The organism is Burkholderia sp. AW49-1 (assembly GCF_053427845.1).
In genome coordinates this window covers 157,970-182,474 of record NZ_JBSAXF010000002.1, presented here as the reverse complement: position 1 = coordinate 182,474, position 24,505 = coordinate 157,970, and the positions used below count along the sequence as shown (strand labels likewise).

Genomic DNA, 24,505 nt, shown 5'->3' with positions numbered 1-24,505 from the left:
GTCAGACCTCGAATTGCATGCCGTCGTGGGCGACCTCGATGCCGTGCTCGCGCAACTGCGCGCGCTGCGCGGAACCGGGATCGAGAATCGGATTCGTGTTGTTGATGTGCGTGAGGACCTTGCGCGTATGCGTCGGCAACTGCCGAAGGCGGTCGATCATGCCCGGCCTCGCCGCGTCGCCGCACTGCTCGAGATGCCCCATGTCGGCCGCGTGCTTCGACGACAGGCCGAGGTCGATCATCTCCGTGCCGGTCCAGAACGTGCCGTCCACCAGCACGAGGTCGGCGTCGCGCATCGCGGCGCGCACGCCATCGTCGACATCGGCGAGCCCCGGCGCATAGAACGCCTGTCGGCCGCTCATCGTGTCCTCGATCAGGAGTGCGATGTTGTCACCCGGCACGCTCGCTTCCCTGCGCGGCGAATAAGGCGGCGGCTTGCTGTCGACCGGCACGGCGGTGAAGCGGATGCTGCCGGCGCCCGGTATCGCGAACGGTTCGCCCGGTGCGATCGTGTGAACGTCGACGCCGCAGTAGTGGCCGAGCAGCGGCACGAGCGGCAGCCCGGTCGACAGGTCGTCGAGCACCGGCGCGCTCGCATACAGCGGCAGCGGCGACGTGCGTTCGCGCAGCATCAGCAGGCCCGTCACATGATCGATCTGAGCGTCGCACAGCACGACGGCGACGATCGCGCTGTCGCGGATCGCGCGAGCCGGCTGCAGGTCGGGGGCGGCGCGCAGCTGCGCGAGGATGTCCGGCGACGCATTCACCAGCACCCAGTCGACGCCGTCGCCGCTGACGGCGATCGACGATTGCGTGCGTGGCACGATGCCGTCGGTGCCGGCCCGCGCGCGACGGCAGTTGCCGCAGTTGCAGTTCCATTGCGGCAGTCCGCCGCCGGCGCCCGAGCCGAGTATCTTGATCTTCATCTGCGTGTGCTCCCGGTGCCGCCCGCATCGTGTCCGTCGATGCGGGCGGCACAGCGCGCGTCGATCAGCGGTTGGCGATGTACATCGTGATTTCGAAACCGAAACGCAGGTCGGTATAGGCCGGGGTGGTCCATTGCATGATGTGTCTCCTTGTTGAGTGGGTGAGTCGAAAAAAACCGCATCGATCGAGCGGCCGATACCCATTCAGCAAGGAGCGTGCCGGGGCGGGACTTGCGTCGCGCGGCGGCGTGCGAAGGCATGCGGCAGCCGCCGGGTGGTCACGACACCGTCATTATTACGATTAGCCAACGACAATATTTCAGAAACCGTCGAACGACGGTTCATGTGACGCACGGCCGGTTGAGCAGGTGTTGAATCCTTGAACACCGGGTGTTGCAACCTGACACACCGGTGTGACAGTCGCGGCTTGCGTCAGGGTTCGTTCGGTTCCAGCGCATCCGGTCCGGCGGCCGGCATCTTGCGGTAGATCGTGTTGCGCGACACGCCGAGCGCGCGTGCGGCGGCCGACACGTTGCCGCCATGACGCGCGAGCGCGGCCGCGATCGCGGAGGCGGCCACGTCCTGCAACCGCGCATCACCGGCCGCGGTCGCGAACGCTGGCGCTTCCGATGCGAGCGGCGCGGGCGTACAGGTCTCCTGCGCCGCCGGGCCGCCGTCGCGCCGCACGTCGTCGAAGAAATCGTCCGGCAAATGCTCGCAGCGGATCTCGCAGTCGTCGTCGACCATCGCGGCCGCCGTGCGCAGCAGGTTCGCGAGCTGCCGGAAGTTTCCCGGCCATGCGCAGCGCTCGAACAGCGCCATCACGTCGGGCGCGACGCTCAGCGGCCGGCGCCCGGGCCCCGACAGCGTTTCCCGCTGCAGCATCTTCTGAACGACCACCGCGAGGTCCGTGCGGTCGCGCAGCGGCGGCAGGCGCACGACGAGGCCATTGAGCCGGTAGTACAGGTCTTCGCGAAAGCGGTTCTGCGCGATCATGTCGCGCAGGTCGCGGTGCGTCGCGCAGATGATCGCGATGTCGACGCCGATCGCCTTCGTCGAGCCGAGCGGGTTGACGACGCGCTCCTGCAGCACGCGCAGCAGCCGCACCTGCAGCGGATACGGCATGTCGCCGATTTCGTCGAGAAACAGCGTGCCGCCGTTGGCCTGCAGCAGCTTGCCGGTCGCGCCCTTGCGGCGCGCGCCGGTAAACGCGCCCTCCTCGTAGCCGAACAGCTCGGATTCGATCAGCGTCTCCGGTATCGACGCGCAGTTGACCGCGACGAACGGCCCGTCGCGGCGGGGCGAGTCGTTGTGGATCGCCTGCGCGAGCAGCTCCTTGCCGGTTCCCGTCTCGCCGGTGATCAACACCGGAATGTCCTTGCCGATGACCTTGCGGACCTTCGCGATCACCGCCGCCACCTGCGGATCGCCGGTGTCGAGATAGCTGAGCCGCGACAGGCTCGCCGCGCCCTGCGCGGCAGGCGGGCGCGTGGCCGACGCGGCGCCGTCGTGCACCTCGGCGGGCCGGCTGCCCTCGGCCCGCAACGCGCGCCGGAACTGCACGCGCGCGCAGACCACCGCGCCGTTGCCGAGGTTCAACGACACGTGCTGCTCGGTGCTCGCGCGCATCCGGTCGATCAGTTGCGCGCTCGTCACGTCGAACAGCGACGCGAGCGTATGCGCGCGCAGCGCGGCGAGCGGCATCCCGAGCTGGAACTGCGCGCTGCGATTCGCCGACAGGAAGCGGCCGTCCGCGGTGAACGCGACGATTCCTTCCATCAACGTTCCGAGGAATTCGGGGCGGCCGTGAAACGACACCTGCAGTGTTTCCTGGAACGTCGTCGTAAACAGATGGTTCTCGATCATCTGCACCGACATCTTCGCGAGCGCCATCGTGTGCTGGTGATAGCTGCGATGATCGCCCGTCACGTCGAGCACGCCGATCGCGTCGCCGTATGGATCGAGGATCGGCACGCTCGAACAGGTCAGGAAATGGTTCGCAGCCAGGAAGTGCTGGTCGCCGTGCACGACCATCGGGCACAGCTCCGCGAGCGCGGTGCCGATCGCGTTGGTGCCCTGCCGGCTCTCCGCCCAGTTCGCGCCGGGGCGCAGCGCGACCCGTTCCGCGCGCCGCAAAAAGTCGTCGTCGCCGATCGAATGCAGGATCAGCCCTTCCGCATCGGTCAGCACGATCATGCTCTGCGTATTGACGATCTGCTCGTGCAGCGTCTCCATCACGGGCATCGCATGCACGCACAGCACGCGGTTCTGCTCGCGCTTGAGCGCCAGCGCGGCGCCGGACAGCAGGTCGTAGTCGGGACGTGCAGACGCCTGCAGGCCGAACGTCTCGGACCGCTCATGGGACTTCTGGATCGTCGGCGTCGGCCAGCCGGGCGCATGCGTAGCCCGTGCGTTGGCCGTCGGATGAACGTCATCGCGCATTGTCTCCTCCGGGGATCCTTCCGGTCGGTGCCGGACTTTGTGCTGGATCAAGCAAACTTCGGGCCACACTGTCGGCAGCGCTTGCGTCGGGCGCCGTGCATCGTCGCTCGACGCAAACCGAAATCAAAATGAAAGCAACGTCGATCGCACGCGGCTGAGGCCGCGCGACGGTGACGTAATATCGCGATTCCGCTCGCCGCCGCTACCCGGTCGATCCCGATCGTGGCCGCTGGCGCGATTCTGGCTTTGACGTGAGTCAAGCCCCGGCCTGTTCTCGGGTTCCGCCGGATCCGCCCGTTGTGGCGTTGACCCGTTATCCGCTTTCCGACACGACATGACGCAGCGACCGCTCCGCTCCGCTTCCACGCCCCGACCTGCCCTGTCCCGCGACGCATGCCGGATTGCATGGATCGAAGCCGGCAACCCGCACGGCGATCCGGTCGTCGTGCTGCACGGCGGGCCCGGCAGCGGGAGCCGACCGACGGTGCTCGGCCTGTTCGACCTGACGCACATGCGCGTCGTGCTGGTAGATCAGCGCGGCGCCGGCGCATCGACGCCGCGCGGCGGCCTGCGTCACAACAACACGATGCGCCTGGTCGGCGATCTCGACGCGCTGCGTGCACGGCTCGGCATTGCGCGCTGGTGCGTCGTCGGCGGGTCGTGGGGCGCGGCGCTCGCGCTCGCGTACGCGGGACTGCATCCATCGCGCGTGACGGGCGTCGTGCTGCGCGGGTTGTTTCTGACGTCGTCGCGCGAAGTGCGCGGCCTGTTCGTCGGCGCGCGGACACGGGCGCCGCAGGCCTGGCAGCGCCTGACGGCCGCCGCCGGCACCGCACGCGCAGATCGCCTGATCGCCTGCTGCGCGCGGCGTCTCCAGCCCGGCGCCAGTACAGCGCGGCAACGCGCGGTCGCGCTCGCATGGAACGCGTATGAAGATGCGGTCCTGACCGGGCGGCCGGCGCGTGGCGCGCGGCCGACGCACCCCGCCGTCGACCGATTGATTCACAAATACCGGATCCAGGCCCACTACCTGCAACGCAACTGCTGGCTCGGGGAGCACCGGTTGCTGGCGCTCGCGCGGCAGGCCGCGCAAGCCGGCGTGCCCCTGCATGCCGTGCACGGCACGCGCGACCGCGTGTGCCCGGTCGACAACGTCGATCGGCTCGCGCGCGCGGTATCGGCGGCCGTCGTCGAGCGCGTGCCGGCCGGGCATCTCGCGAGCGATGATGCGCTCGGGCGCGGCGTCGCGCTCGCGGTCCGCCAGATGCTCGACGTCACGGCCGCAGACGCACCGCAACACGTCGAGCCGCCGGTTCAGTCCCACGCATAGCGGGCGCCGACCCACGCGCCGCGCGGCGCGCCCGGCCCGACGAACTGCTCGTTGACGGGGTTGAGCCCGTCGAACGAATGATTCGGACCATTGAAGACGTTCCGGCCGAGCATCCCGAAGCTCGCGTAATGCTTGTCGAGCAGGTTGGTGACCGATGCGAACAACTGCAGGTGCTTCGTCACCTCCCAGGTCGTGTCGAGGTCGATCAGGACATAGCCGGGCACCTTGCCGTTCACGTCCTGGTTGTTCTCGTCGCCGCGCGCGAACACGCCGCTGCGATACGTGATGTTGGTGCCGACGTTCCACTTCGGCGTCGCCGCATAGTCGAGCCTCAGCTTCACGGTGCTCGACGGAATCCCGGGAATGCGGTCGCCGGAGCGAACGACGATGGTGCCTTGCGCATTGGCGCTCGAATTGCTCGCGCTGCTTTCGGTCCACGTCGAGCGGTAGGTCGCGTCGACATGGCTGTAGCTGACGCCGATCCCGACTGACCCCAGCCGCGTATGGCCCGCGAGCTCGAAGCCTTGCCGTCGCGTCTTGCCGACGTTCTGGAAATAGCCGAGCGTACTCGCGCCGCCGTTGCTGCTGATGAACTGGATGTCGTCGTCGAGCGTCGTGTTGTAGACGGCCGCGCTCCACGTCGTCGCCTGGTCGACTCGGCCGCGCGCACCCAACTCGATCGTCCTCGCGATCACCGGCTTCAGCGCCGGGTCCGCAAGAAAGTCGTTCGGCAGCGAGCACGGCGCGGCCGGATCCGCGCATGCGAGCTCGATCGCGGTCGGCGAGCGCATTCCTTCGTTGTACGTCGCATATGCGGTGAAGCCGGGCACCGGATTCCACGTGACGCCGACGGCCGGATTGAACCGCGAGAATGTGTGACGCGCGGTGAGCAACGGCTGCAGGCCGCTCGCGTCCTCGATCGCCGCACGCGACCGGTTGTAGCGCCCGGCCAGCGTCAGCGACCATTGCCGCGTCAACGCCAGCGTGTCGTCGAAGTAGACACCGTAGTTGGCGTTGCGCGTCTTCGCGCGCGTCTTCCGGGTGAAGTCGCCGATGCCGACCGTCGCACGCGTATCCGTGAACATCGCATCCTGCGACCACTGCTCGAAGCCCGAGTTCGCGAGATCGGCGGACGCGCCCACGACGAACTGGTTGTCCATGCCCACGAGCTTGCCGAGCAGCGTCAGCTGCAGGTTCGCGCCGTAGCTGTCGGTCGTGATCACCGAGCGGTCGTTGGTCGCCTGCACGGTGTCGGTGGCACCGCTGCCGTCGACGGTGCCGAAATCGCCGTTCACGTTGCTGCTGGTGTTGGTGTTGCGGTAATGCCGGTAATAGACGTTGCCGCTGAGCTGCACGTGATCGCCGAACGAATGGTCGCCCGACACGGTGACGTACGCGGCGCCGTTGCGATTCAGGTCGGGATAGGTGTAGGCCTGTGCGCGATTGTCGAGAAACGAGCGCGGAATCGTCTGCGAGCCTTGTAGCGCATTGTCCGCGCCGCCGGCCGAGATCGACAGCGTGGTGTCGGCGTCGGTGTAGCGCAGCTTGCCGAATCCCTGCCGCACGCGGCTCGCGTTGTGATCGGCCCAGCCGTTGTCGTTCGCGACGTTGCCCGTCACGTAGTAGTCGAGGTTGCCGCCAATGCGCCCGCCCTGCTCGATCTGCGCGGTCTTGCGTCCCCACGAGCCCACCGACGACTGTGCGGCGCCGCCCGGGCTCGTCCTGCCGTTCTTCGTCGTGATCGCGAGCGCGCCGCCGAGCGTATTGAGCCCGTAGGTCGGATTCGAACCGGGGATCAACTGCATCGTATCGATCGCCGCCTGCGGGATGAGATCCCAGTTCACGGCGTCGCCGAACGGCTCGTTCACGCGCACGCCGTCGACGAACACCGACAGCCCTTGCGGTGTGCCGACGACCGGCGATGCCGTGAAGCCGCGGTAGTTCACGTCCGTCTGGTACGGATTGCCCTGCGCCTCGTTGATATCGACGCTCGACACGTTCTTCTCGAAGTATTGAATACGTCTTTCCTAGCAGGCCTTCCCACTACAAACCTACGCCAAAAGCTACGCTGAATTTGCTCCGACCGTCCTTGGCATTTGAGTGTCGCATATCGACAACGGAGGAACATAAGGTACTGAACCTGCACCATGACCGGACATGCGGCTACTAAGTCGAACGCGTTCGCGTCAAGTCCCCCCCCCGCCGATCATCAATAGGCCGCGCACGGTCAAGGGGAGCGATGGACTTGTTGGATCGGACCAAGGACCAACAAGGTTGCAACGGAGTTGGTTTCCCATGGGTCACCTAGCAACACCACGGACGATCACCTTTCCACCCGTGCCCCCAGAGGCTAGGTTTTTGCAAAGGGAGAGGTTCGCGGTTCATGCGATGACTGAAGGCGTTACCTGGCGTGGGGTTTCGAGCTATTTCGCCCCCGAAGAATACATCGGAGAACGCACCCCAAAGCAAGGCTATTGCATTACAATAGCAATTACTGAAGCGCAAGAGACGGAGGTGCAAAATGGCGGAAGCATTGAAAACGGTGACAGCCCAACTGCCCGTCAACCTTGTGGATCGCATGGACGACATGGCGACCCGACTGGACCGATCGAAGCAGTGGATCGTGCGCAAAGCCGTGGTGGCGTACCTTGCGCGTGCTGAACGCGAGCGCGTGATGATTCAGGAGGGTCTGGACGATGTCGACGCAGGGCGGTTGGTGTCCATGGATGCGATGGAACGCTGGGCCGACAGCCTGGGCACGGACAACGAACTTCCGCTCCCAAAGGTTGGTGAGTGATGGCCATCCCGGTCGTTTTCACTAGCAAAGCAGCATCGGACATGCTGACGATCTTTGAGTTTGAGAAAAAGCTCAACGGGGCTACGAAGGCGCGGGAGATCATCAAGGCGCTGCTCGCCGAGGCGAAATCGCTGGGCGTCGTCCTACGGCACAGGATCGGTGAAGAACTCGATGGATGGGAAGGTCCCCCGGCTCGGGAAGTCCACAAAGACGTTTGTTTGCACGGCGACTACGAGATTCACTACGAACTGGTCCCGGCTTACGAACCGATCCCCACCAGCGTCGCAATCTTGCGCGTGTGGGACACCAGGCAGGACCGATAGCATTTCGCCTGGAGCAGCATGACGAATTCAAACGATAAGCCTAGTCGCACCACTCTTCGCATGGACGAGGCACTGGAAACCATCAAGCGGGTTGGGCAAGCATTCGCTCATCGAGGGATGACGATCAACGGCAGCAGTTCGCTGATGCCCTATTTGTCAAAGTATACCGCCTGACAGGCAAGGTGAGCGAGCTTCAATCAGACGCCGCCAGGAAACGACTCAATAGGTTGCGAAACGGTACCCTCGCACCGGACTTGCTGTGTTCCACGCGGGGTTCCACATGGTGGCTCAACTCCGCCGCGACCATGCGCTTGGCCCAGATGCGGGGCCAAACGATAGCATTGCTGCCCGCGGACAGCAACGCGTCAAGGAACTTGACGCTAGTATCGAATGCACTGAGCGGGAGACAGCCATTTCAGCCGTCCACTCCGCTTTTCGATCAAAATATAATTGCGGCCATCACGAATCGCTCACATTTCTTCCACTCTGTCGACGAACAACTGGAACAACGTGCTGGACGCCTCGTTCGGTTTCTTCCTTTGAGCATCTCCTCCGAGACTCAGGCTGAACGGCCCTTTCTCCTCCGACTTTATGCCGATGTAGCCACCGGCCTCGCCCTCGCCCCCAGTCGCTCTTGGAAAATAGCTCAATCCGCCTTTACTGAGCGCGATGCCCCGTCCTCCCTTGCCAGAACTCCCAATCGCCATATATGTTGGATCGAACATCACGCGCTCCGCCCCGGGCTTTAACACAATCTTCACCACCACCTCGTCCGGACCCTTCGCATAGTTACTAGCCTGTCCAATGTCTCCTAGGTGTTTCATGATTGGCATGATGACCGGCTCTTGATCTTCGCGACTCGCCTGTTGCTGCGCTAGCGCTTCTCTGAACTGCGCTGCTGCCGTCTTTTCCGATGTCGGGTCCGGTTTCCAATTTCGAATGAAATTCTCCGACTCGGCTCGCTTCAGATTCCACTTCGCGAGCTTCAGCGCGTCAATTCTCTTCATACCGCGGCACACTACAAGTGGACGATACTCCGGGCCTACCTCCGCGCCAGCAGAGGCAATTTTTGTGAGCGTCTCATCCGCCATCCTCACTACCTCGGTCAGTTCGCGTCCAGCAGCTTTTACATCCTTGGGGAAGTATCCTTCCCAAAATTTCGCCATCGTTGCATACTTCGGATACTCTTTTCCCAGTCGATCATTCCAGAACTTGTCCGTCAAAAGCGCCTGTGTATCTTCCGGCCACTTGATCTCCGATTCTTTAGGCAATTCCAGACGTTTTGTTCCCGCCGCTTTGCCTCCGCCCCCCATCAATCCGACTTCCTCCCCTGTTCTCCAATGCGAAGAGTCATCGGACTTGTAAAGCTTTGCCTTTGACGGACCATCAGGGTTATTTGGATCAACGACATCCACGCTGTGGTATCCCGTTCCAGAATGTTGCGGCGATCGAACGTTCTTCACCTCGTAAACCTTGCCATCGTTACCTCGGATATACGATGGGCCCTCGCCACCCTGGTATGGTGTACCGCTTTTTGTGAATACCCCATTTCTCGGGATTACTGTAGGCGACTGAACGTTCTCTACCGAATATGACGACAACCAACCGGCCGGATGATGCGAACTCGACGCATTTTCCGACATATCGCCTGGCTCACGCGAAACTGAATTTTCACTGTCATGCATGTTTGCGCCCACATTCTGATAATTTTTGTGAGGCATCTCGTTTTCTAACACAACATTCAAATGAGGAATACTTTTTGCAAGAATCGGAGCAGCGTTGAATACACCAAAAGCGATACGACTCAAGCCATCGGCCTGAACCTTTTCCCCTTCTTGGAAAGCGTCATAAGCCCCCATCCCAATCTGAGCGATACCCAGCATGGCATAGCCCAGCACCGCCACCTCCGGATACATCAAGGCAATTGGTCCCAATTGCGAAGCAACATCTTCCAGCAGATTCACTGCCTCATGTGCAAGGACATTTGCGTTGCTCGGTATATTCGCAACGTCGTCAAGCCCTCTCTCTTTTTGTCGCGTTGCCATATCGACAAAAATATCGATGCCAATTTTATCGCCTTTTAAAACATAGTCACTCGGCTTCCATTTCCCACTCGCCGTAAAACCATCCCTATCAAAAGAAAGAAAGTGTGTTTCAGGATACTTAGAAATCCCCATCAGCGCATCATTTACCCCTTGATGCCAAAGCCCCGTTTCACGATCCTCACGGCAGAAATATCGACTAATTGCGATACGCTTTTCAGGGCTCTTCATTTCTGTCGCGAACCATTCTTGCATATCACTCATAGAAGAGAACGCATGAATGGGCGATGAATTCCCCGGAACGTACAATAATGTTCGACCATTTTCTTTGTCACTTATGACACGCAAATCGGTCGACGTATATCGATAAATTTTAAGCGGAGCAACTTCAACATCATTAGCAGGTAACATGCGATGTCGAATATGATCAACCGTCAATTCATCCCAAGTTTTTGTAGGATCCAACCCGGCCGCTCGCCAAATCAGATTTCTGTCCTCCTGCGTTAAACTCGCTTCAGCCACTTGCAGCTCGCTAGCCTTCACCATCGAAATCTTTGAGAGATCCCGATAATTATCTTCGTTCTTCGACCAATAGCTTGCGATCTTGTCCGCAACTCCACCAACCTCCGACTTGATTTCACCTTCAAGTGAATGTGTCGTAACTATCAATTGAGATGAGGAGTCGTACTTTTGAGGAATTCCCCTTTTAAAGATACCTGTAAACGATTGACTACTTGAGTATTGCGCCAAGTCAAACTCACCATGCCGACTTTCAAGTTTTGAAACGAACTCAATATTGGGTGGCACCGAAAAATATCGATCAGCCCCCAGCCATTTATCAAGGGCACTCTCACTTGGGTCACGCCAATTCTGCAGAACAGCTTCCAACAATGGGATACATTGACGGACAACTGCATGATTTTTACCATCCCCCCTCCCGGACGGCTGATAGTCAATCGAAACAAGATCAATATCTCTTGGATCAACAGTGATATTTTGCTTTCGAAGCCATCTCTTCATGCCATTAGCGAAATCGGATTCCGGCGTCACCAAATCCGAACGACGACTATTGGCAAATGAATTCAAATCTTCATTTACTTTTACAGATAAATTATTGCCATCACCAATACCACCATTGCCATTGAACAAGCCAATTTCAAGTCCAGGCGCTGATGCAATTCGCTCCGATAAACTCTGTCTCAGTTGGTCACGCTTCTCTTCCAGTACATCGATAACAGTCTGTACATTGTCGATTAGTTTTGAATTCAATCGTGACGAAGGAATTATATCATAATATCTCAACATCAAATCCATTCTGATCTTTCCACCAGGAAAGATCGCCTCTCCGAATTGATCCATGACAGCAGTAATCGTCCTGGCACTTTTGTTCAGTTTCGAGACGACAGAATAATACAGCTTTCCGTTATCCACCAATTCATCGCTATCATCAACAAGACCCCGAGGAATTGGATTAAATGTATTTTTCGCGGCGATGGCGTACGCTTTGCCAAGTGGTGAATCCAGATGAGGATAAACGTAAATATTATCAAAAGATGCGGAGTTACCCACCTTAGCTTTACGCAATATAGCCAGCATGCTGTCATAGTCATGCAATTGACCATTCCCAAGACTTCCATCAGGATCAGAACCCTCGTCGACCGCTTCCTTTAGCTGCATTAACAAATCCACCTTCCGTTCTCTCATGTCGATTGGCGTCTGCTCAGGGGGTAAAGAAATACCCGCCCCTCCAATGAATGACGTATCTGCATCGAGATCTCGGTGCATTTTCGACTGAATACTGCTTTCCGATTTTGAGCTCAGCGAGAATATTCCACCTGAAACGATATCCTCCCTCAATCGCGCCCGCTTCTTCACATCATTCGTCATTCGATCACGATTCTTCGTGTCACTTCGCGAATCACAACTTGAAGATTGACCGTCATCACTGTGCAAATTTGATTTTTCGCCGATTTCATTACTTAAATTCAGAAGATGTCCTCCTTCTACCCGCCTGCCGATTGAGATCATGCGCTTATCTTCCACGAGAGCCCCGTCGGCGCCGGATATTTTGGAAATTTTCCTCCCAATCTTACTTTCAGAATCATTCTCACCAACATCGCCGCCCCCATAAAAATCCGGTAAGGAAACTGTCGAGAATTCTGTCAAATCCATAGATCAACCCTTGTTAGCATGATCGAATTTATGCAAAACCAGCTCCCATAAAATCAATAGATGTCTAATCGCTTTCCTAGTGGCGAACCAACGATGTCGGTCACGAAGATCCCCGATGCAGCACCTAGATGTATGACCGCACATCAGCCACGGCTAAAACATGGCGTCTATCACCGAACGGACTAGGCCGAATCGCATCGCGCTCGTCACAGAAGTTACCCGAATTTTCGGGGCGGACTACGTAATCGGAACAATTGGCAAGGCATCGCAGGGCCCGCACATGAAGAAATACTGACTTGTCCAACGCATACAATGGCAGCTCGCGAGGCCGGGCCACCGTATCGAGAAAGTCCCACCATGCCGAAAGCCAAAGAAACGGACAGCGCACTCATCGCACGGCAAGCTATATGCAATGTCCCTCCCCGACTGGACGCTTGGAATGGCAGTGGCAATAGCCGGATGACGTCCTGTACCGGTCCCCTCCATCCTAAGCCGCCGCCGCAGAATCACCCAGCCATCGGACTGGTGAATATCAACGGTACCTCAACGCAATCGGACTGCGACGACTAACGTGCGTAAAAGCGATGGAGAAATACGAAGCGCCGCTCTCCGGGTGCAAATCTAATCAAGCGAACAAAGTCTTGGCCAATACCCGCAAACCGCATTTGATGCCAACCAACGGGACAGAGTGTCGCGTTCGGAAAATCGACTAGTCGCTTCGGGTCACGCCGGCGGCAGAATTTCGCCCGGGGCAAGGACTTGTTGCATGGCGTGGATTCCATAGTTTCTAGTCTCATAATAGGCTCGCGAATCACGCTTGTTGCGTGATACGGATGTTTGATGCCCCTTTCCTGCGTAACCGCGTAAAGCCTCATCTCCTCGAACAAACATACAAATGGCACGGTGCACCTCAGCGGCTCCCGCAACCCCTCGCCGATGCCCCCGGGCACGTGGCAAGGGACCGTGTTGCCCTCACCCTTCCTCGCCTCTCAACCTAATGCGTGTCTGCTATCGGCTCCTTCAGTCGCTGGGGGGAACCCAGTAGCCTGGCGGCAGCAAAGCCAACCCCAAGTTCCACCGGGAGGTATCCAGCCGCAAGGCAGACCTCCTCTCCCGGTTGAGGTCTCGACCTTTGGAGCAGCCTCCTGCAACACTGGACACAGCCTCCCACTTAAACTAGCGGGTACACCGAGTCCGTCGCCGGCTCGTCCCAGCCCTCGGCCCCGCCCTGGATCCGGACGGCCGGCTCGGCGATAAATTGCTTCTTCATCAGGGTCTCCCTGTCTCCAAGACAAAAGCTCATTTGCCCAATGGCGACTAGAAACTCTCAGGCCCGCCTCGCCGCCGGTCAACTGAATTTATTTCAAATTCAAAATAAACAAATTTTAATCATAAATTCATCTTAATTATTCATTTAATTTTTTCATCAATTTGCTTTTAACTTGCGTCACGGGCCAGCCAGATTCACTTATCGACACGAAGGTGAACGGCTACCCAGTTCTTCAAATCTGATCGATTGTAAAAATGATGAGGAAAACATGACAAATCTGTCTCGACGCAAGATGCTCGCGAATACAGTCAGCACCCTTGCGGCTGCCGGCATTGCAGTGTCCGCGAAGGCTGCCTCGTTTGGCAATCCTGATAGTCCACCGGAAGGTTCGGTAAATGCGCACAATCGCCAGAGCCTGACCGATCCAGGGCCGAAAAATCCGGCAATAGCCAATCAATTTCCGTCGTTTCAGGATCCACCCGCGACCGATATCGACGGCATGCCGTTATTCTGGGCGTCATTCAATAATGCACATAAGCGCATTCAGAATGGTGGCTGGGCGCGCGAAGTCACACAGGACGATTTCGCGATCTCGGAAACCATTTCAGGCGTCAACATGCGCCTGACGCGCGGTGGTATTCGCGAGATGCACTGGCATCAGCAGGCGGAATGGGCGTTCATGCTCGACGGGCGTTGCCGGATCACAGTGCTCGACGAACAGGGTCGGTCATCGGTGCAGGACGTGAAGACGGGCGACCTGTGGTATTTCCCGCCTGGCCTGCCGCATTCGCTGCAGGGACTCGGCAGCGACGGCGCAGAATTCCTGCTCGCGTTCGATAATGGCCGAGCGTCTGAATTCAACACACTGCTACTGACCGACTGGGTCGCGCATACGCCGCCCGACGTGCTCGCGCGCAACTTCGGCGTGCCGGCCGAGGCATTTCGGAACGTCCCGCTCGACAACCTGTGGATTTTTCAGGGCGACGATCCCGGTCCGCTCGCGCAGGCGCAACGTGCTGCCGCATCGTCGCGCGGCGAGCCGACGCATCCGTTCATCTTCTCTCTGGGTGACATGAAGCCCGTCGTAAAGACGCGAGGCGGCGAAGTGCGAATCGCGGACAGCACCAACTTCAGTGTGTCGAAAACGATCTCCGCGGCGCTCGTTACCGTGCATCCCGGCGGCATGCGCGAGTTGCACTGGCACCCGAACGCAGACGAGTGGCAATACTACATCCAGGGCGAAGCGCGTATGACGGTGTTCGATACGGGGCCGAAGGCGCAGACCGCCGACTTCCGCGCGGGTGACGTCGGCTACGTGAAGAAGAGCCTCGGACATTACGTTCAGAACACGGGCAACACCGATCTCGTATTCCTGGAGATCTTCAAGGCCGAGCGCTATGCGGAAGTGTCGTTGTCCGACTGGCTTGCACATACGCCGCCGAAGCTTGTCGAGGCACACCTGAATCTCGCCCCCGACGTGATCGCCCAGATTCCACGCAACCGCCCGGACGTCGTTCCCGTATGAACTGGTGCGGCCGGCATGCGTCGCGCCGGCCGCCGGTCTTCGTCATCATCAACTTCCTTCTTTGATCGGACCGAAATCATGCTTCCTATTTCGAGCAAATCCATTGGCAATCTTACACTGCCGGGCCTGTCCACCGAACGGACCACGCACGCGGCGCGCGCGGCCCTGGAAGGGCGCCGTACTGGCGTCGCCGCACTACTGCCGTTCGTCGGCCCTGCCGTGATCGCGTCGATCGGCTACATGGATCCAGGTAATTTCGCGACCAACATCCAGGCTGGCGCTGCGTATGGCTACCGGTTGCTGTGGGTTGTGCTCGTCGCAAACGCAATCGCAATGCTGTTTCAAGCAATGTCGGCCAAGCTCGGCATCGTGACCGGACGCAACCTGGCAGAACTGAGCCGCCAACACTTTCCAGTGTCGATCGTATGGGGAATGTGGATCGTGTCGGAAGTCGCCGCGATGGCGACCGACCTCGCCGAATTCCTTGGGGGCGCACTCGCGTTCGGGCTGCTGTGCGGTCTGTCGCTGCTCGCGGGCATGGTCGCAACCGCTTTCGCGACCTGCGCGATCCTCGCGCTGGAGAAGCGCGGATTCCGGGCGCTGGAGGCCGCCATCGCGACGCTTGTCGGCGTGATTGGCGCGTGCTATCTGGGCGAACTGTTAATTGCGCCGCAGAACTGGCACGCGGCGGCGTTCCATCTCGTCGTACCGCAGATTCCCGACCACGCGGCGCTGACGATCGCAGTCGGCATCATCGGCGCGACGATCATGCCTCACACGCTGTACCTGCATTCGGGGTTGACACAGGGTCGCACCGAGTCGCGTAACGACATCGAACGCTGCCGGCTTGTGCGTTTCTCGAATCGCGAAGTGGTCGTTGCGCTCGGCCTGGCGGGTGCGGTGAATCTCGCAATGGTGATGATGGCAGCAGCGGCGTTCCACCGAAGCGCCCCTGGCATGAGCGACATCAGCGACGCGTATTACACGCTGATTCCGGTGCTCGGACCCGCGGCAGGCGCACTGTTCCTCATCGCACTGATGACGTCTGGTGTGTCGAGTTCAGTCGTGGGAACGATGGCGGGGCAGGTCGTGATGCAGGGCTTCATTCGACGCCGGATTCCGGTGTGGGTGCGGCGCGCAGTCACGATTGTGCCAGCGTTCATCGTGGTCGCGCTGGGATGCGACGTCACGCGTGCGATGGTCCTGAGCCAAGTCGTTCTGAGTTTCGTGCTGCCGATACCGATGTTTGCACTGCTAATGCTGTCAGCGCGCAGCGACGTGATGGGCACGCATGCAATGCGCATGCCACTGCGGGTGATAGCTAGCGCGGCAACGGTCGTGATCGTCGCACTGAACGTGTATCTTATATGGGCGACATTCAGTTGAGCGCTCCGCTCGCCGGCATCGCCTTGCGCGCGTACTTGCTTCTTCAGTTTCCAGTGCGGCACGAGATTGTTGGCTGGTTTCCGGTTCCATTGTTGGAGCGGCTAACGTCCCTCCTCAACGAATCGGGTGCAGACGACAGCGGCAGCCAAGGAAGAGAAGGCCGTCACTCGAATCGAATGCGAACGTCACCGAAGCCAGCAAACCAAGCATGCAGTTCAATGAATCAGCGATGTTCGGGAGGCGATGCCGGCGTTGCTTCGGGCAACGCCGGCATCGCAAACAGTTGCAATCGTTGTCTGTGCGCCATTATTTCAAATGCCTTTATCCATCTTGCGGAACAAAGTGACGGCCGTAAACGCCTGAAAACAAGCCAAATTGGGAGTCGTCACCATAGGCAAGAACGCCTCGGCTTCGCTCGGAGGTGCTTGTTCATCTACATGAGCATTTCGTCCAGTTCGGCGCAGCGTGCGTCGATGCCGTGCGCATTGATCGCCACCGTCGCGGCCTCCTGCTCGGCCGCGTCCTGTGCTTGCCTGAGCCGGCCGAAATCTATCGCGGATCGGCGCGTAGGTCGTGTCGTCGAACACGGCCTGCGCGCCGATGGGCAATTCGCGCCCGAGGCCGGCCGCGTCACCTGTCCGCGCGTTGACCATGCAGAGGCGAATCTCGCCGTCATTCACGCCAGGCTTCGCGCATGCGCGTCAGGAGGTGATCCGGCATGCGGATTACGCTGATCGCATTGGCGGACGCCGAACCCGGCCGGGAAAAATGGGCATGCATCGCGACCGACGGACCGTACCTCGTACGGCTGGCGCATCACCATGATGCCGTCCTTGCCCATCAGCGAAAGCGAGCCGTGCAGCCCCAGCGACAGGCCGGTGAACACGTTTTGGAAATGCTCGCGGTTGATCGCCATCAGGACGATCACAGCATACGATCCGCCCGACGCGAGTATCGGCGAGCGAAGCGCGATCTTCCGGGGTGCCAACATCGCACCGAGAAATCGGGCGGTCATCGCGTGGTCGAACAGCACGTCGCGGCACAGGCGCTGGCGGGGTCGCCATGACGTCGGGTTGTTGTAAGCCATTGATGACCGTCTGCAACGACAAGTCGCACAGCGCGCAACCGCGCTCGATGTCGCGCTCGCTCTTCAGGCCGAGATTGCGTGAAGGTTCGTTGGCACGCTCGAATGCGTTCTATCGACTCTGGAGCAACTGCAGCCCTCATAACCCCATCAGCGCACTGACCATCACAATGCCGACAATTACGACGCAATACGATACAGTCGGCTTGGGCTTCATCAATTTTCTCGCCGGCAACGCCCGATCCGGCAATAATCTCGATTCAAAACAATAAAAACCAGAACACAAATTCATAAGAGACCATTGCCAGTTCCGATCTACTGCCGAATCTGACACACACATGAAAGCGAGATGAAAAAGCGCGACGTCGCCTTCAGCGCTCAACAAACGCCGCCTCGCTCAATCCGTCGACCCATGAGAATATCAGCATGACTCACCCATAAGCTCACAACTTAAAATAATCCGTCACATATACAGAAAAATAAATCCAACCAGTCACCCAACAATCGAACCCAGCCAATCAATCAAATATTTAAATCCACCAGCACTCAAAACCTCATCCTAAAATAAAATCAAACAACATGGCAGCCACAAATCCCCACGACGATATTCATAACCCAACAAAATAAAGACCTGAAAATATTAAAATTCGAAACACGGAATTCAATCAGGCACACAAAGGGACGTATCACAAGCCCTTGGGTAAATACACCCGATGTGTCAATTTTTTGCGCATATATTCAGCGCCACCTTCAGGTTTGATCAATGATCGAACCACGGACGCATCATCATATGCCCTGAGTTCCAGGAGGCAGATATGTATCGATTTACAAAACAATTGATGGCAGCCACATCAATTTCATTCGTTTCCGCAACCATTTCCGCTCAGCAAATCAATACCCATGGAGGCACGACGCAACTCGTCCTTTCGGATCAGCACGTCCAGCTCGCAGCAATTGATTTCAAGAACGCACGCCCCATGCCATTGCCGCAGTTGAGCGTTGCACCGTCGTCATTGCTCGAATTGCTGCTGTCCGGGCCACCGACTTTCCCCGGAAAACCTGGCTTTGAGCACGGAGGAATGGGTGATGGCAAACGACAACCAGTGCAGCTCGCTGCTCCGGACGATTTGAGCCTCTCCGGCGTCACACCGCAGGAGTTCGGGACATCGAATCAACCTTTCACGACAAACCGGGTCGATGCATACGGTGACAATACGCAATATTATTACCCGTTCCGTGCAGCCGGGAAATTGTTCTTCAATATTGGCTCGGCAACGTATGTGTGCTCCGCCTCACTCATCAAGCCAGGGGTGGTCGTCACGGCTGCCCATTGCGTCGCGAATTTCGGCCAGCAGCAATTTTATTCGAACTGGGTATTTACGCCCGCTTATAGCAATGGAACCGCACCCTATGGCGTGTGGAACGCGGCGTCCGCCACGGTCATGACGTCGTACTACAACGGCTCGGATCCATGCGCGGTCAGAGGTGTCGTGTGCCAGGACGATGTCGCCGTGATAGTGTTGACCCCGCAAGCAGGCTCGTACGCAGGAAGCCGGACGGGCTGGTACGGCTACGGTTGGAATGGCTATGGCTTTACTTCATCCGGTTCAGTCTTGATCAACCAGCTCGGCTACCCGGTTGCGCTGGACGGTGGCGGCCTCATGCAGCGCAACGACTCGCAAGGATTCGTTGCTTCCGGATCCTCGAACAATACGATTATCGGTTCGTTGATGACCGGTGGTTCAAGCGGCGGGCCCTGGCACGTCAATCTCGGCATGGCACCGGCACTGAATGGCACGAGCTTTGGCAATGCACCCGCACGCAACACGGTCGTCGGTGTAACGAGTTGGGGGTATACCGACACGACAGTAAAGCAACAAGGTGCCTCTCCGTTTACAAGCGGGAATATCGTGCCACTTGTCAATACCGTGTGCACCAATACGCCAGCGGCGTGCTGACCAAGTCAGGCTGATTGCTAGCCGGCACGCGCGTGCATGCCATCCAACGACTGCTGGGCATGCAGCCCATTTCATGCCCTGAATCCCAGGGCAGACGCAAAGCTGCGGTGTGGCGGTGGTGAAGAAGCACCGAGGCCTCCACGGAGTCACCTCATGCCACCGTCACGCCATGCGGCTACGCATCCGAAGAGAATTGCTGTTGACGGCCTGTCGGCCGCGATCATGGTGCCTAACAGCCGGTCGGCGCAACTTGTAGCACGCGGCAACACCATTACTTCACGTCCGACACCGGCGCCAAGCGTCCGCGGTCACACCAGAGCCACCCATGGACACCAGCGCTCCATCAGGGCGTCCTAAGACTGTCTAACATGAGGCGCCAGAAATAGTCTCTCGTCCCACACGACCGGCTGTGGGTCAGCCACGACGATTCGCGCGGCCTCGGGATGCGCCGGGTTGACCAGCACGTTGAATTCCGCGCGGGTCACGACCGACGGAACAACAAGAAGCGCCGAGCGGGATTCCGTCAGCCACGTGTCACCAAACTGACGTGCCACCTGCAGTGCGGCTGCGCCCCATCCTGCTGGCAGCGTTTCGGCCGTACGGCGTTCGACGACAACGTCATCGGGCACAGCTGCTTCGACCCATCCATGTGTTTTGGGCATCTTGCCGATACGGGCATGCACGAGCACCTCGAGCATCGCACCCGCGAAGGTCTGCGCCGCATAGATAACCGGGCGGCCAGGACTGTTAAAGCGGCCACCGACCAGCATCGCGCCGGTGCCGCTCCAGACCGCATGTCGTGTGTCCGCTATGCGAAACAACTTCATGCCGGCAGCCCATAGAACAATTTCCAGAGCAATTCTTCGACACGGCGCGCGCCGAGCTCGGTCAGCGCGACGTCAAGCGGCGCCCGCCCCTCCAGTTCCGGGTGCGGCGTCGAAAGGAATTCCCGCGCGTCCTCTTCGTCGTTCCAGACGTAGGTCGTCGTCGCAACGATCCGCGCCAAGCGTTCGGTCTTTTCGGACTCGTCTTGTGTCAGCCGATCGCGACGGCGCTTGTAAGTCGCTTCTGGAACGATGCGAGCAAGCAGTGCACGTCGGGCATCGGCACCCTGTGTCGCATGTTCGACGCCCGCACGAAGAGCGGACTTCGGCAAACCGTCGCGCACACGGGCCTCCAATTCCGCGAGGGTATGAGGCAAGGGGTGAAGCTCCATGACAGCAGCCACAGCTTCCGGCGTCACGAGTGACATGGCGACTCCCAAACCAGGTATCGATTGATACCTGATTATAGACCATATGATACCAATCTCATGACGCTCCTGAACAGTGCCCGGCGGCCCAATCATAGGACAGCTGTTCGGCACCGGATATGCCACACGGCGTTCGGTCACCCGTTCAGGCGAATCGCTTTACGCCCGGTGCCCAGAGATCGGCCCCGCGTCGCCCGTCAGGTTGAACACGTTGTCGATCCATGCGAGAAACGTCGAGAATGTGAAGTCCGACCACTGCTGCGTGCGGAACGCCTTCATCACCGGCGTATCGGCCGGGTCCTGCTGGTTCAGCAGGTTGTCGACGAACGTGCTGATATCGGCGTCGGTGCCGGTCTCGTGGATCCCCGACCCGGTGAAGCTGACCGCCGTCACCTGGTGATTGGCGATAAAGTCATTGCGCGCCCACGGCATGAAGTAGCCGAAGTTCGGCAGCGGGTTCAGCGTCTGTTTCAGCCCGTTCAGTTCCTTCGCAAACATCGCGAGCGACAGCGAATCCTTCGTCGCATCGTCGGGCGCCGCCATCACGGCCGGCACGAACGCACGATAGTGATATGCGGCGATGATCTTGTCGCGCTGGTAGCTCGAGAAACCGAATCGGTCGTGCGGAAAGGTCGCGGACAACGCCGCATACGCACTACCCATGTTGCCGGGATCGAAGCGGTTGGTCAGCCGGCTGTTCACGGTGATCATTCCGTCGGGGCCCGTCATTCCCCATTCGGTGCGCACCTTGTCGTACAAGCCGACCGACGGATGCGTGGCCGCATCCGCATCGAACGGCGTATTGAACACCGTGCCGGCGTCATCGAGCAGCGAGCTGTGCGCCTGCGGCTGCAGCGTGTTGCGCAGCGTCGCGTAATTCGCAAGCGTGCCGTAGCCGCCGGCGCTCATCCCGTACACCAGCAGCCGGTTCGGCTTGCCGAAGCCGTGCGACGCCAGCCATTGCGCGACGGCCTGGATATTCTTCAGTCCGCTGTAGTGCTGGATGCGCCAGTCGCCCGCCGGCGACGTATAGCTGCGCACCGCGCTGCCCATATGGATATCTCCGGTGCAATAGGGAACGAAAACCTGTGTCCACTGCTGCGTCTCGACCTTCGGTTCGCCGACCAGGATGTGCGCGAGATCCATGCGCGTGAGCAGCGGCGACAGGAACGACGAGAACAGGCTCTCGTTCGCTGTGCCGTTCATGTAGTTGTGTGGGATGCCGTCCGGATTGAAGCCGCCGAGGCCGGCCTCGGAGCCGGTCGACGTCTGCGTGCAGGTGCCATAGTTCCAACACGCGCCGCCCGGCTCCATCATGTACAGCAGGTTGTCCGACTGCGCGCGATTGACGTAGAAGCGCATCGGCGTACCGTTGCCACACGATGCACCGGTGCTTTCCGGCAACGTCACTTCGTACCACGAATAATACGGAATCGATGGGTCCGGCATCGTCATATCGGCCGCGTGGCCGTTCAGTGCGGCGCAACCGATCAGCGTGGCGACGGCGGCGCGCAGCAGGCTTGGTGCTGGTGACATCTCCCCTCCTTGTCGATGAGCATGACGCGGCCGCCGGGCATCGTCCCGGCGTCGCGGATTCGGCGCTTCAGTGCGCGCCGGACGGTGAAGCGCTGTCGAACAACTGAACGCGCAGCGCCTGCAGGCGCTGCGCGATGACGGTCTGTTGCTGGTCGGGATCGGTGGTGCTCGCTTGAACCTGTCGGATCACGTCGCGGCTCTGCTGCTCGTACGCGAGATAGCGCGGGTCCTGCGCCGGCGACGGGCCGACCGTCTGCTGCGCATACGCATCCCATTGCGCACGCATCGATCGGATCGCCGCACCGCGCGCCGCGGGGTCCGCTTCGGTGTCGGTCAGCAGCGCCGCACTGAGCGCTTCGGCCTGCACGGGCACGATCTCGTTGCGCGCGACATGGTCGGGGAGTTCGTCGAGAATCCGGCGCGCGAGCGCGGTGCGCTCGGCTTGCGGCAGGCTGTTGCGGCGATCGCCGTACGCGGCGACCGCGTCGCGAAAGCGCGCGAACCCGATGATGCGCTTCACTTCCGCGTCCGCGTCAGGACGCGCCGCGAGACTGCGGCGCAACGCGTCGACGTCGAGCCGCCGCTCTTCGGGGCCCGGCGTCGCGGCGCCAGTGCCGGTGCTGAACGTATCGGTCGCGACGGACGGCATGCTCGCCGCCGCGCCCGGCGTGCCGGCTGACGCGGCATCGGCCCGTGTCGCCCCTTCATATCGCCAAATCGCGACGGCCACGCCAATCGCCACGATCACGCCTGTGCACCACCAGAGTGCCCTGTTCTTATTCACATCGCCTCCTCGTCACATCATGCCGTTCTTCACCGGTGCATCCGCGAGTAGGTTCTAGGTCGAATCCGGTGCGCCGTCAAAAGCGACTCTAGAACGCAAGCACTAAACCTGCGCGCATCGCCGCTACCCGTCAAAACGTTTGAAACACATTTCATTGCCGCCTGCCGGAACGCGTGACCTCGCGCGCCACGCCCGCCCGGTGGCGGTTCGGGCCGACACGCGCCATGCGCATTGCGACACCAAGCAAACCGCAGTCCAGCCGCACGGCGCACGACGGCACATCATCTGCGTGGCCGATACGGATGGCCGGATCGGACCCGTCGAACGACCCGCTGAGCGCTTGGTCCGCATTTTGGCCAGCCCTATGCTGATTTCTACCCCGCGCCGAGCAGTCAGCGCGACACATCCCTGCCCCACCTGAGCCCGTTCCATGAGCCGTGCCGACCTACCGCATCGAGCGACCGCCGCCGTCCACGACTATCCGACCTACCGCGACGCACTCGCGGGCCGCCGCCTTCCCGCCGCCTTCGTCGATCTCGATTGCCTCGACGTCAATCTCGCTGACCTGAAGCGCCGCGCGCGCGGGCTGCCGATCCGGCTCGCGACGAAGTCGGTGCGTTCGCGCGAGCTGATCGGCGCGGTGCTGGCCGCCGGCCCTTTCATGCGCGGGCTGCTGTGCTATTCGGCCGCGGAAGCCGCGTGGCTCGCGGCGGGCGGCTTCGACGACATCGTCGTCGCTTATCCGACCGTTGAGCCCGACGACCTGCGCGCGGTGGCCGCGCAAATCCGGCAAGGCCGCTCGATCACGCTGATGGTCGACGACGATGCGCAAGTCGATGCGATCGACCGTATCGCATACGAGAAACGCGTGACGATCCCAGTCGCGATCGATCTCGACATGTCGTGCGCGTATCCCGGCCTGTACTTCGGCATGTACCGTTCACCGGTGCGCGACGCGGCCGACGCGCTCGCGCTCGCGAACCGCATCGGCGAGCGGCAGCACGTCCGGCTCGACGGGTTGATGGGCTATGAAGGGCAGATCGCCGGTGTCGCGGACACCGAACCGGGCGCCGGCGCGCGCAACGCGCTGGTGCGCCATCTGAAACGGTGCTCGGCGCGCGAGATCAATGCGCGCCGCCACGCGACCGCGCAGGCACTCGTCGCGGCCGGCCACACGCTGCGCTTCGTGAACGGTGGCGGCACCGGCAGCTTCGAGAGCACGCTCGGCGACGCGTCGGTCACCGAACTCGCAGCTGGCTCCGGCCTGTACGCGCCGGCGCTGTTCGATCATTACGCGGCGTTTCATCCGCAACCGGCCGCCGGCTTCGCGCTGCCGGTCGTGCGGATTCCGCAGCCGGGCATCGTGACCTGCTCGGGCGGCGGCTATATCGCGTCCGGCCCGGCCGGCAAGAGCCGCCTGCCACGGCCGTGGCTGCCGCTCGGCTGCACGCTGATCAGCAAAGAAGGTGCGGGCGAGGTGCAGACACCCGTGCGCGTGCCGCGTGGCGTCGCGCCGGCGATCGGCGAGCCGATCCTGTTCCGCCACGCGAAGGCCGGCGAACTCTGCGAGCGCTTCAACACGCTGCTGCTGATCCGCGGCGGACGCGTGGTCGGTGAGGCGCTCACCTATCGCGGCGAAGGCAAGAGCTTTTTCTAGCGGGCCGCGCGGCCCGTCGTTC

Annotated in this window: 18 protein-coding genes; 7 read left to right on the top strand and 11 right to left on the bottom strand. The window is 60.5% G+C overall.

Annotated features, from left to right (window positions below):
* Nucleotide 1: 1 nt before the first annotated feature.
* The 3 genes from pqqB to ACV22W_RS05620 all read right to left on the bottom strand — a co-directional run bounded on the left by pqqB (nucleotide 2) and on the right by ACV22W_RS05620 (nucleotide 3,367).
* Nucleotides 2-925 (bottom strand): pyrroloquinoline quinone biosynthesis protein PqqB, encoded by a 924-nt coding sequence (gene pqqB, locus ACV22W_RS05630; RefSeq protein ID WP_448018263.1) that lies wholly within the window; start codon nucleotides 923-925, stop codon nucleotides 2-4.
* A gap of 64 nt (nucleotides 926-989) precedes the next feature.
* A complete protein-coding gene (gene pqqA / locus ACV22W_RS05625; RefSeq protein WP_006410019.1) occupies nucleotides 990-1,064 on the bottom strand; it encodes a pyrroloquinoline quinone precursor peptide PqqA in 75 nt (24 codons plus the stop codon).
* 293 nt (nucleotides 1,065-1,357) lie between these two features.
* Nucleotides 1,358-3,367: a sigma-54-dependent Fis family transcriptional regulator gene (locus ACV22W_RS05620; protein ID WP_448018262.1), complete on the bottom strand. Its 2,010-nt coding sequence runs from the start codon at nucleotides 3,365-3,367 to the stop codon at nucleotides 1,358-1,360.
* Between the two features lie 334 nt (nucleotides 3,368-3,701).
* Here ACV22W_RS05620 and ACV22W_RS05615 point away from each other — a divergent pair, with 334 nt between their 5' ends.
* Entirely contained in the window at nucleotides 3,702-4,697 is a 996-nt protein-coding gene (locus ACV22W_RS05615) for an alpha/beta fold hydrolase (protein ID WP_448018261.1), read from the top strand.
* Here ACV22W_RS05615 and ACV22W_RS05610 read toward each other — a convergent pair.
* A complete protein-coding gene (locus ACV22W_RS05610) occupies nucleotides 4,682-6,694 on the bottom strand; it encodes a TonB-dependent receptor (RefSeq protein WP_448018260.1) in 2,013 nt (670 codons plus the stop codon). The two genes, ACV22W_RS05615 and ACV22W_RS05610, sit on opposite strands and share 16 nt — an antisense overlap.
* A 524-nt stretch (nucleotides 6,695-7,218) precedes the next feature.
* Between ACV22W_RS05610 and ACV22W_RS05605 the strand changes: the two genes are divergently transcribed.
* Nucleotides 7,219-7,494, top strand: coding sequence for a CopG family ribbon-helix-helix protein (locus ACV22W_RS05605; RefSeq protein WP_010098610.1), 276 nt, complete (start codon nucleotides 7,219-7,221; stop codon nucleotides 7,492-7,494).
* Nucleotides 7,495-7,535: 41 nt separating this feature from the next.
* Nucleotides 7,536-7,817, top strand: a complete 282-nt coding sequence (locus tag ACV22W_RS05600) for a type II toxin-antitoxin system RelE/ParE family toxin (RefSeq protein WP_448018259.1) — start codon at nucleotides 7,536-7,538, stop codon at nucleotides 7,815-7,817.
* Nucleotides 7,818-8,287: 470 nt separating this feature from the next.
* Here ACV22W_RS05600 and ACV22W_RS05595 read toward each other — a convergent pair whose 3' ends face one another.
* Nucleotides 8,288-12,031 carry a dermonecrotic toxin domain-containing protein gene (locus tag ACV22W_RS05595; protein ID WP_448018258.1) on the bottom strand — a complete coding sequence of 1,248 codons (3,744 nt, stop codon included), beginning with the start codon at nucleotides 12,029-12,031 and terminating at the stop codon, nucleotides 8,288-8,290.
* A gap of 1,538 nt (nucleotides 12,032-13,569) precedes the next feature.
* On the opposite strand from ACV22W_RS05595, the gene ACV22W_RS05590 reads away from it, so the two are divergent.
* Together ACV22W_RS05590 and ACV22W_RS05585 are read left to right on the top strand one after the other, a co-directional pair.
* Nucleotides 13,570-14,826 (top strand): oxalate decarboxylase family bicupin, encoded by a 1,257-nt coding sequence (locus ACV22W_RS05590; RefSeq protein ID WP_448018435.1) that lies wholly within the window; start codon nucleotides 13,570-13,572, stop codon nucleotides 14,824-14,826.
* Between the two features lie 78 nt (nucleotides 14,827-14,904).
* Nucleotides 14,905-16,212, top strand: coding sequence for an Nramp family divalent metal transporter (locus tag ACV22W_RS05585; protein WP_448018434.1), 1,308 nt, complete (start codon nucleotides 14,905-14,907; stop codon nucleotides 16,210-16,212).
* 311 nt (nucleotides 16,213-16,523) lie between these two features.
* On the opposite strand, the gene ACV22W_RS05580 is transcribed toward ACV22W_RS05585, so the two are convergent.
* Complete coding sequence (locus tag ACV22W_RS05580) at nucleotides 16,524-16,892, bottom strand: hypothetical protein (RefSeq protein WP_448018257.1); 369 nt, start codon at nucleotides 16,890-16,892, stop codon at nucleotides 16,524-16,526.
* Nucleotides 16,889-17,299: a hypothetical protein gene (locus ACV22W_RS05575; protein WP_448018256.1), complete on the bottom strand. Its 411-nt coding sequence runs from the start codon at nucleotides 17,297-17,299 to the stop codon at nucleotides 16,889-16,891. Before ACV22W_RS05575 ends, ACV22W_RS05580 begins: the two co-directional genes overlap by 4 nt.
* 836 nt (nucleotides 17,300-18,135) lie before the next feature.
* Between ACV22W_RS05575 and ACV22W_RS05570 the strand changes: the two genes are divergently transcribed.
* Nucleotides 18,136-19,254 carry a trypsin-like serine peptidase gene (locus ACV22W_RS05570; RefSeq protein WP_448018433.1) on the top strand — a complete coding sequence of 373 codons (1,119 nt, stop codon included), beginning with the start codon at nucleotides 18,136-18,138 and terminating at the stop codon, nucleotides 19,252-19,254.
* A gap of 353 nt (nucleotides 19,255-19,607) precedes the next feature.
* On the opposite strand, the gene ACV22W_RS05565 is transcribed toward ACV22W_RS05570, so the two are convergent.
* From ACV22W_RS05565 to plcR, 4 genes are all read right to left on the bottom strand, one after another.
* Nucleotides 19,608-20,081, bottom strand: a complete 474-nt coding sequence (locus ACV22W_RS05565; protein WP_448018255.1) for an RES family NAD+ phosphorylase — start codon at nucleotides 20,079-20,081, stop codon at nucleotides 19,608-19,610.
* The gene (locus ACV22W_RS05560; protein WP_448018254.1) at nucleotides 20,078-20,506 is read right to left on the bottom strand and encodes an antitoxin Xre/MbcA/ParS toxin-binding domain-containing protein; all 429 of its coding nucleotides are present in this window, start codon (nucleotides 20,504-20,506) and stop codon (nucleotides 20,078-20,080) included. Before ACV22W_RS05560 ends, ACV22W_RS05565 begins: the two co-directional genes overlap by 4 nt.
* A 159-nt stretch (nucleotides 20,507-20,665) precedes the next feature.
* Nucleotides 20,666-22,042, bottom strand: coding sequence for a pectin acetylesterase-family hydrolase (locus ACV22W_RS05555; RefSeq protein ID WP_448018253.1), 1,377 nt, complete (start codon nucleotides 22,040-22,042; stop codon nucleotides 20,666-20,668).
* A 67-nt stretch (nucleotides 22,043-22,109) separates the two neighbouring features.
* Nucleotides 22,110-22,826, bottom strand: a complete 717-nt coding sequence (gene plcR, locus ACV22W_RS05550; RefSeq protein WP_448018252.1) for a phospholipase C accessory protein PlcR — start codon at nucleotides 22,824-22,826, stop codon at nucleotides 22,110-22,112.
* A 430-nt stretch (nucleotides 22,827-23,256) separates the two neighbouring features.
* Between plcR and ACV22W_RS05545 the strand changes: the two genes are divergently transcribed.
* Nucleotides 23,257-24,483 carry an amino acid deaminase/aldolase gene (locus ACV22W_RS05545; RefSeq protein WP_448018251.1) on the top strand — a complete coding sequence of 409 codons (1,227 nt, stop codon included), beginning with the start codon at nucleotides 23,257-23,259 and terminating at the stop codon, nucleotides 24,481-24,483.
* Nucleotides 24,484-24,505 lie beyond the last annotated feature (22 nt).

What these genes read in the sequence shown, in the direction of transcription:
- pqqB (WP_448018263.1), bottom strand. Translation starts at nt 925, where the DNA reads ATGAAGATCAAGATACTCGGCTCGGGCGCCGGCGGCGGACTGCCGCAA.
- ACV22W_RS05620 (WP_448018262.1), bottom strand. Translation starts at nt 3,367, where the DNA reads ATGCGCGATGACGTTCATCCGACGGCCAACGCACGGGCTACGCATGCG.
- ACV22W_RS05615 (WP_448018261.1), top strand. Translation starts at nt 3,702, where the DNA reads ATGACGCAGCGACCGCTCCGCTCCGCTTCCACGCCCCGACCTGCCCTG.
- ACV22W_RS05605 (WP_010098610.1), top strand. Translation starts at nt 7,219, where the DNA reads ATGGCGGAAGCATTGAAAACGGTGACAGCCCAACTGCCCGTCAACCTT.
- ACV22W_RS05600 (WP_448018259.1), top strand. Translation starts at nt 7,536, where the DNA reads ATGCTGACGATCTTTGAGTTTGAGAAAAAGCTCAACGGGGCTACGAAG.
- ACV22W_RS05595 (WP_448018258.1), bottom strand. Translation starts at nt 12,031, where the DNA reads ATGGATTTGACAGAATTCTCGACAGTTTCCTTACCGGATTTTTATGGG.
- ACV22W_RS05590 (WP_448018435.1), top strand. Translation starts at nt 13,570, where the DNA reads ATGACAAATCTGTCTCGACGCAAGATGCTCGCGAATACAGTCAGCACC.
- ACV22W_RS05585 (WP_448018434.1), top strand. Translation starts at nt 14,905, where the DNA reads ATGCTTCCTATTTCGAGCAAATCCATTGGCAATCTTACACTGCCGGGC.
- ACV22W_RS05575 (WP_448018256.1), bottom strand. Translation starts at nt 17,299, where the DNA reads ATGGCTTACAACAACCCGACGTCATGGCGACCCCGCCAGCGCCTGTGC.
- ACV22W_RS05570 (WP_448018433.1), top strand. Translation starts at nt 18,136, where the DNA reads ATGGCAGCCACATCAATTTCATTCGTTTCCGCAACCATTTCCGCTCAG.
- ACV22W_RS05565 (WP_448018255.1), bottom strand. Translation starts at nt 20,081, where the DNA reads ATGAAGTTGTTTCGCATAGCGGACACACGACATGCGGTCTGGAGCGGC.
- ACV22W_RS05560 (WP_448018254.1), bottom strand. Translation starts at nt 20,506, where the DNA reads ATGTCACTCGTGACGCCGGAAGCTGTGGCTGCTGTCATGGAGCTTCAC.
- ACV22W_RS05555 (WP_448018253.1), bottom strand. Translation starts at nt 22,042, where the DNA reads ATGTCACCAGCACCAAGCCTGCTGCGCGCCGCCGTCGCCACGCTGATC.
- ACV22W_RS05545 (WP_448018251.1), top strand. Translation starts at nt 23,257, where the DNA reads ATGAGCCGTGCCGACCTACCGCATCGAGCGACCGCCGCCGTCCACGAC.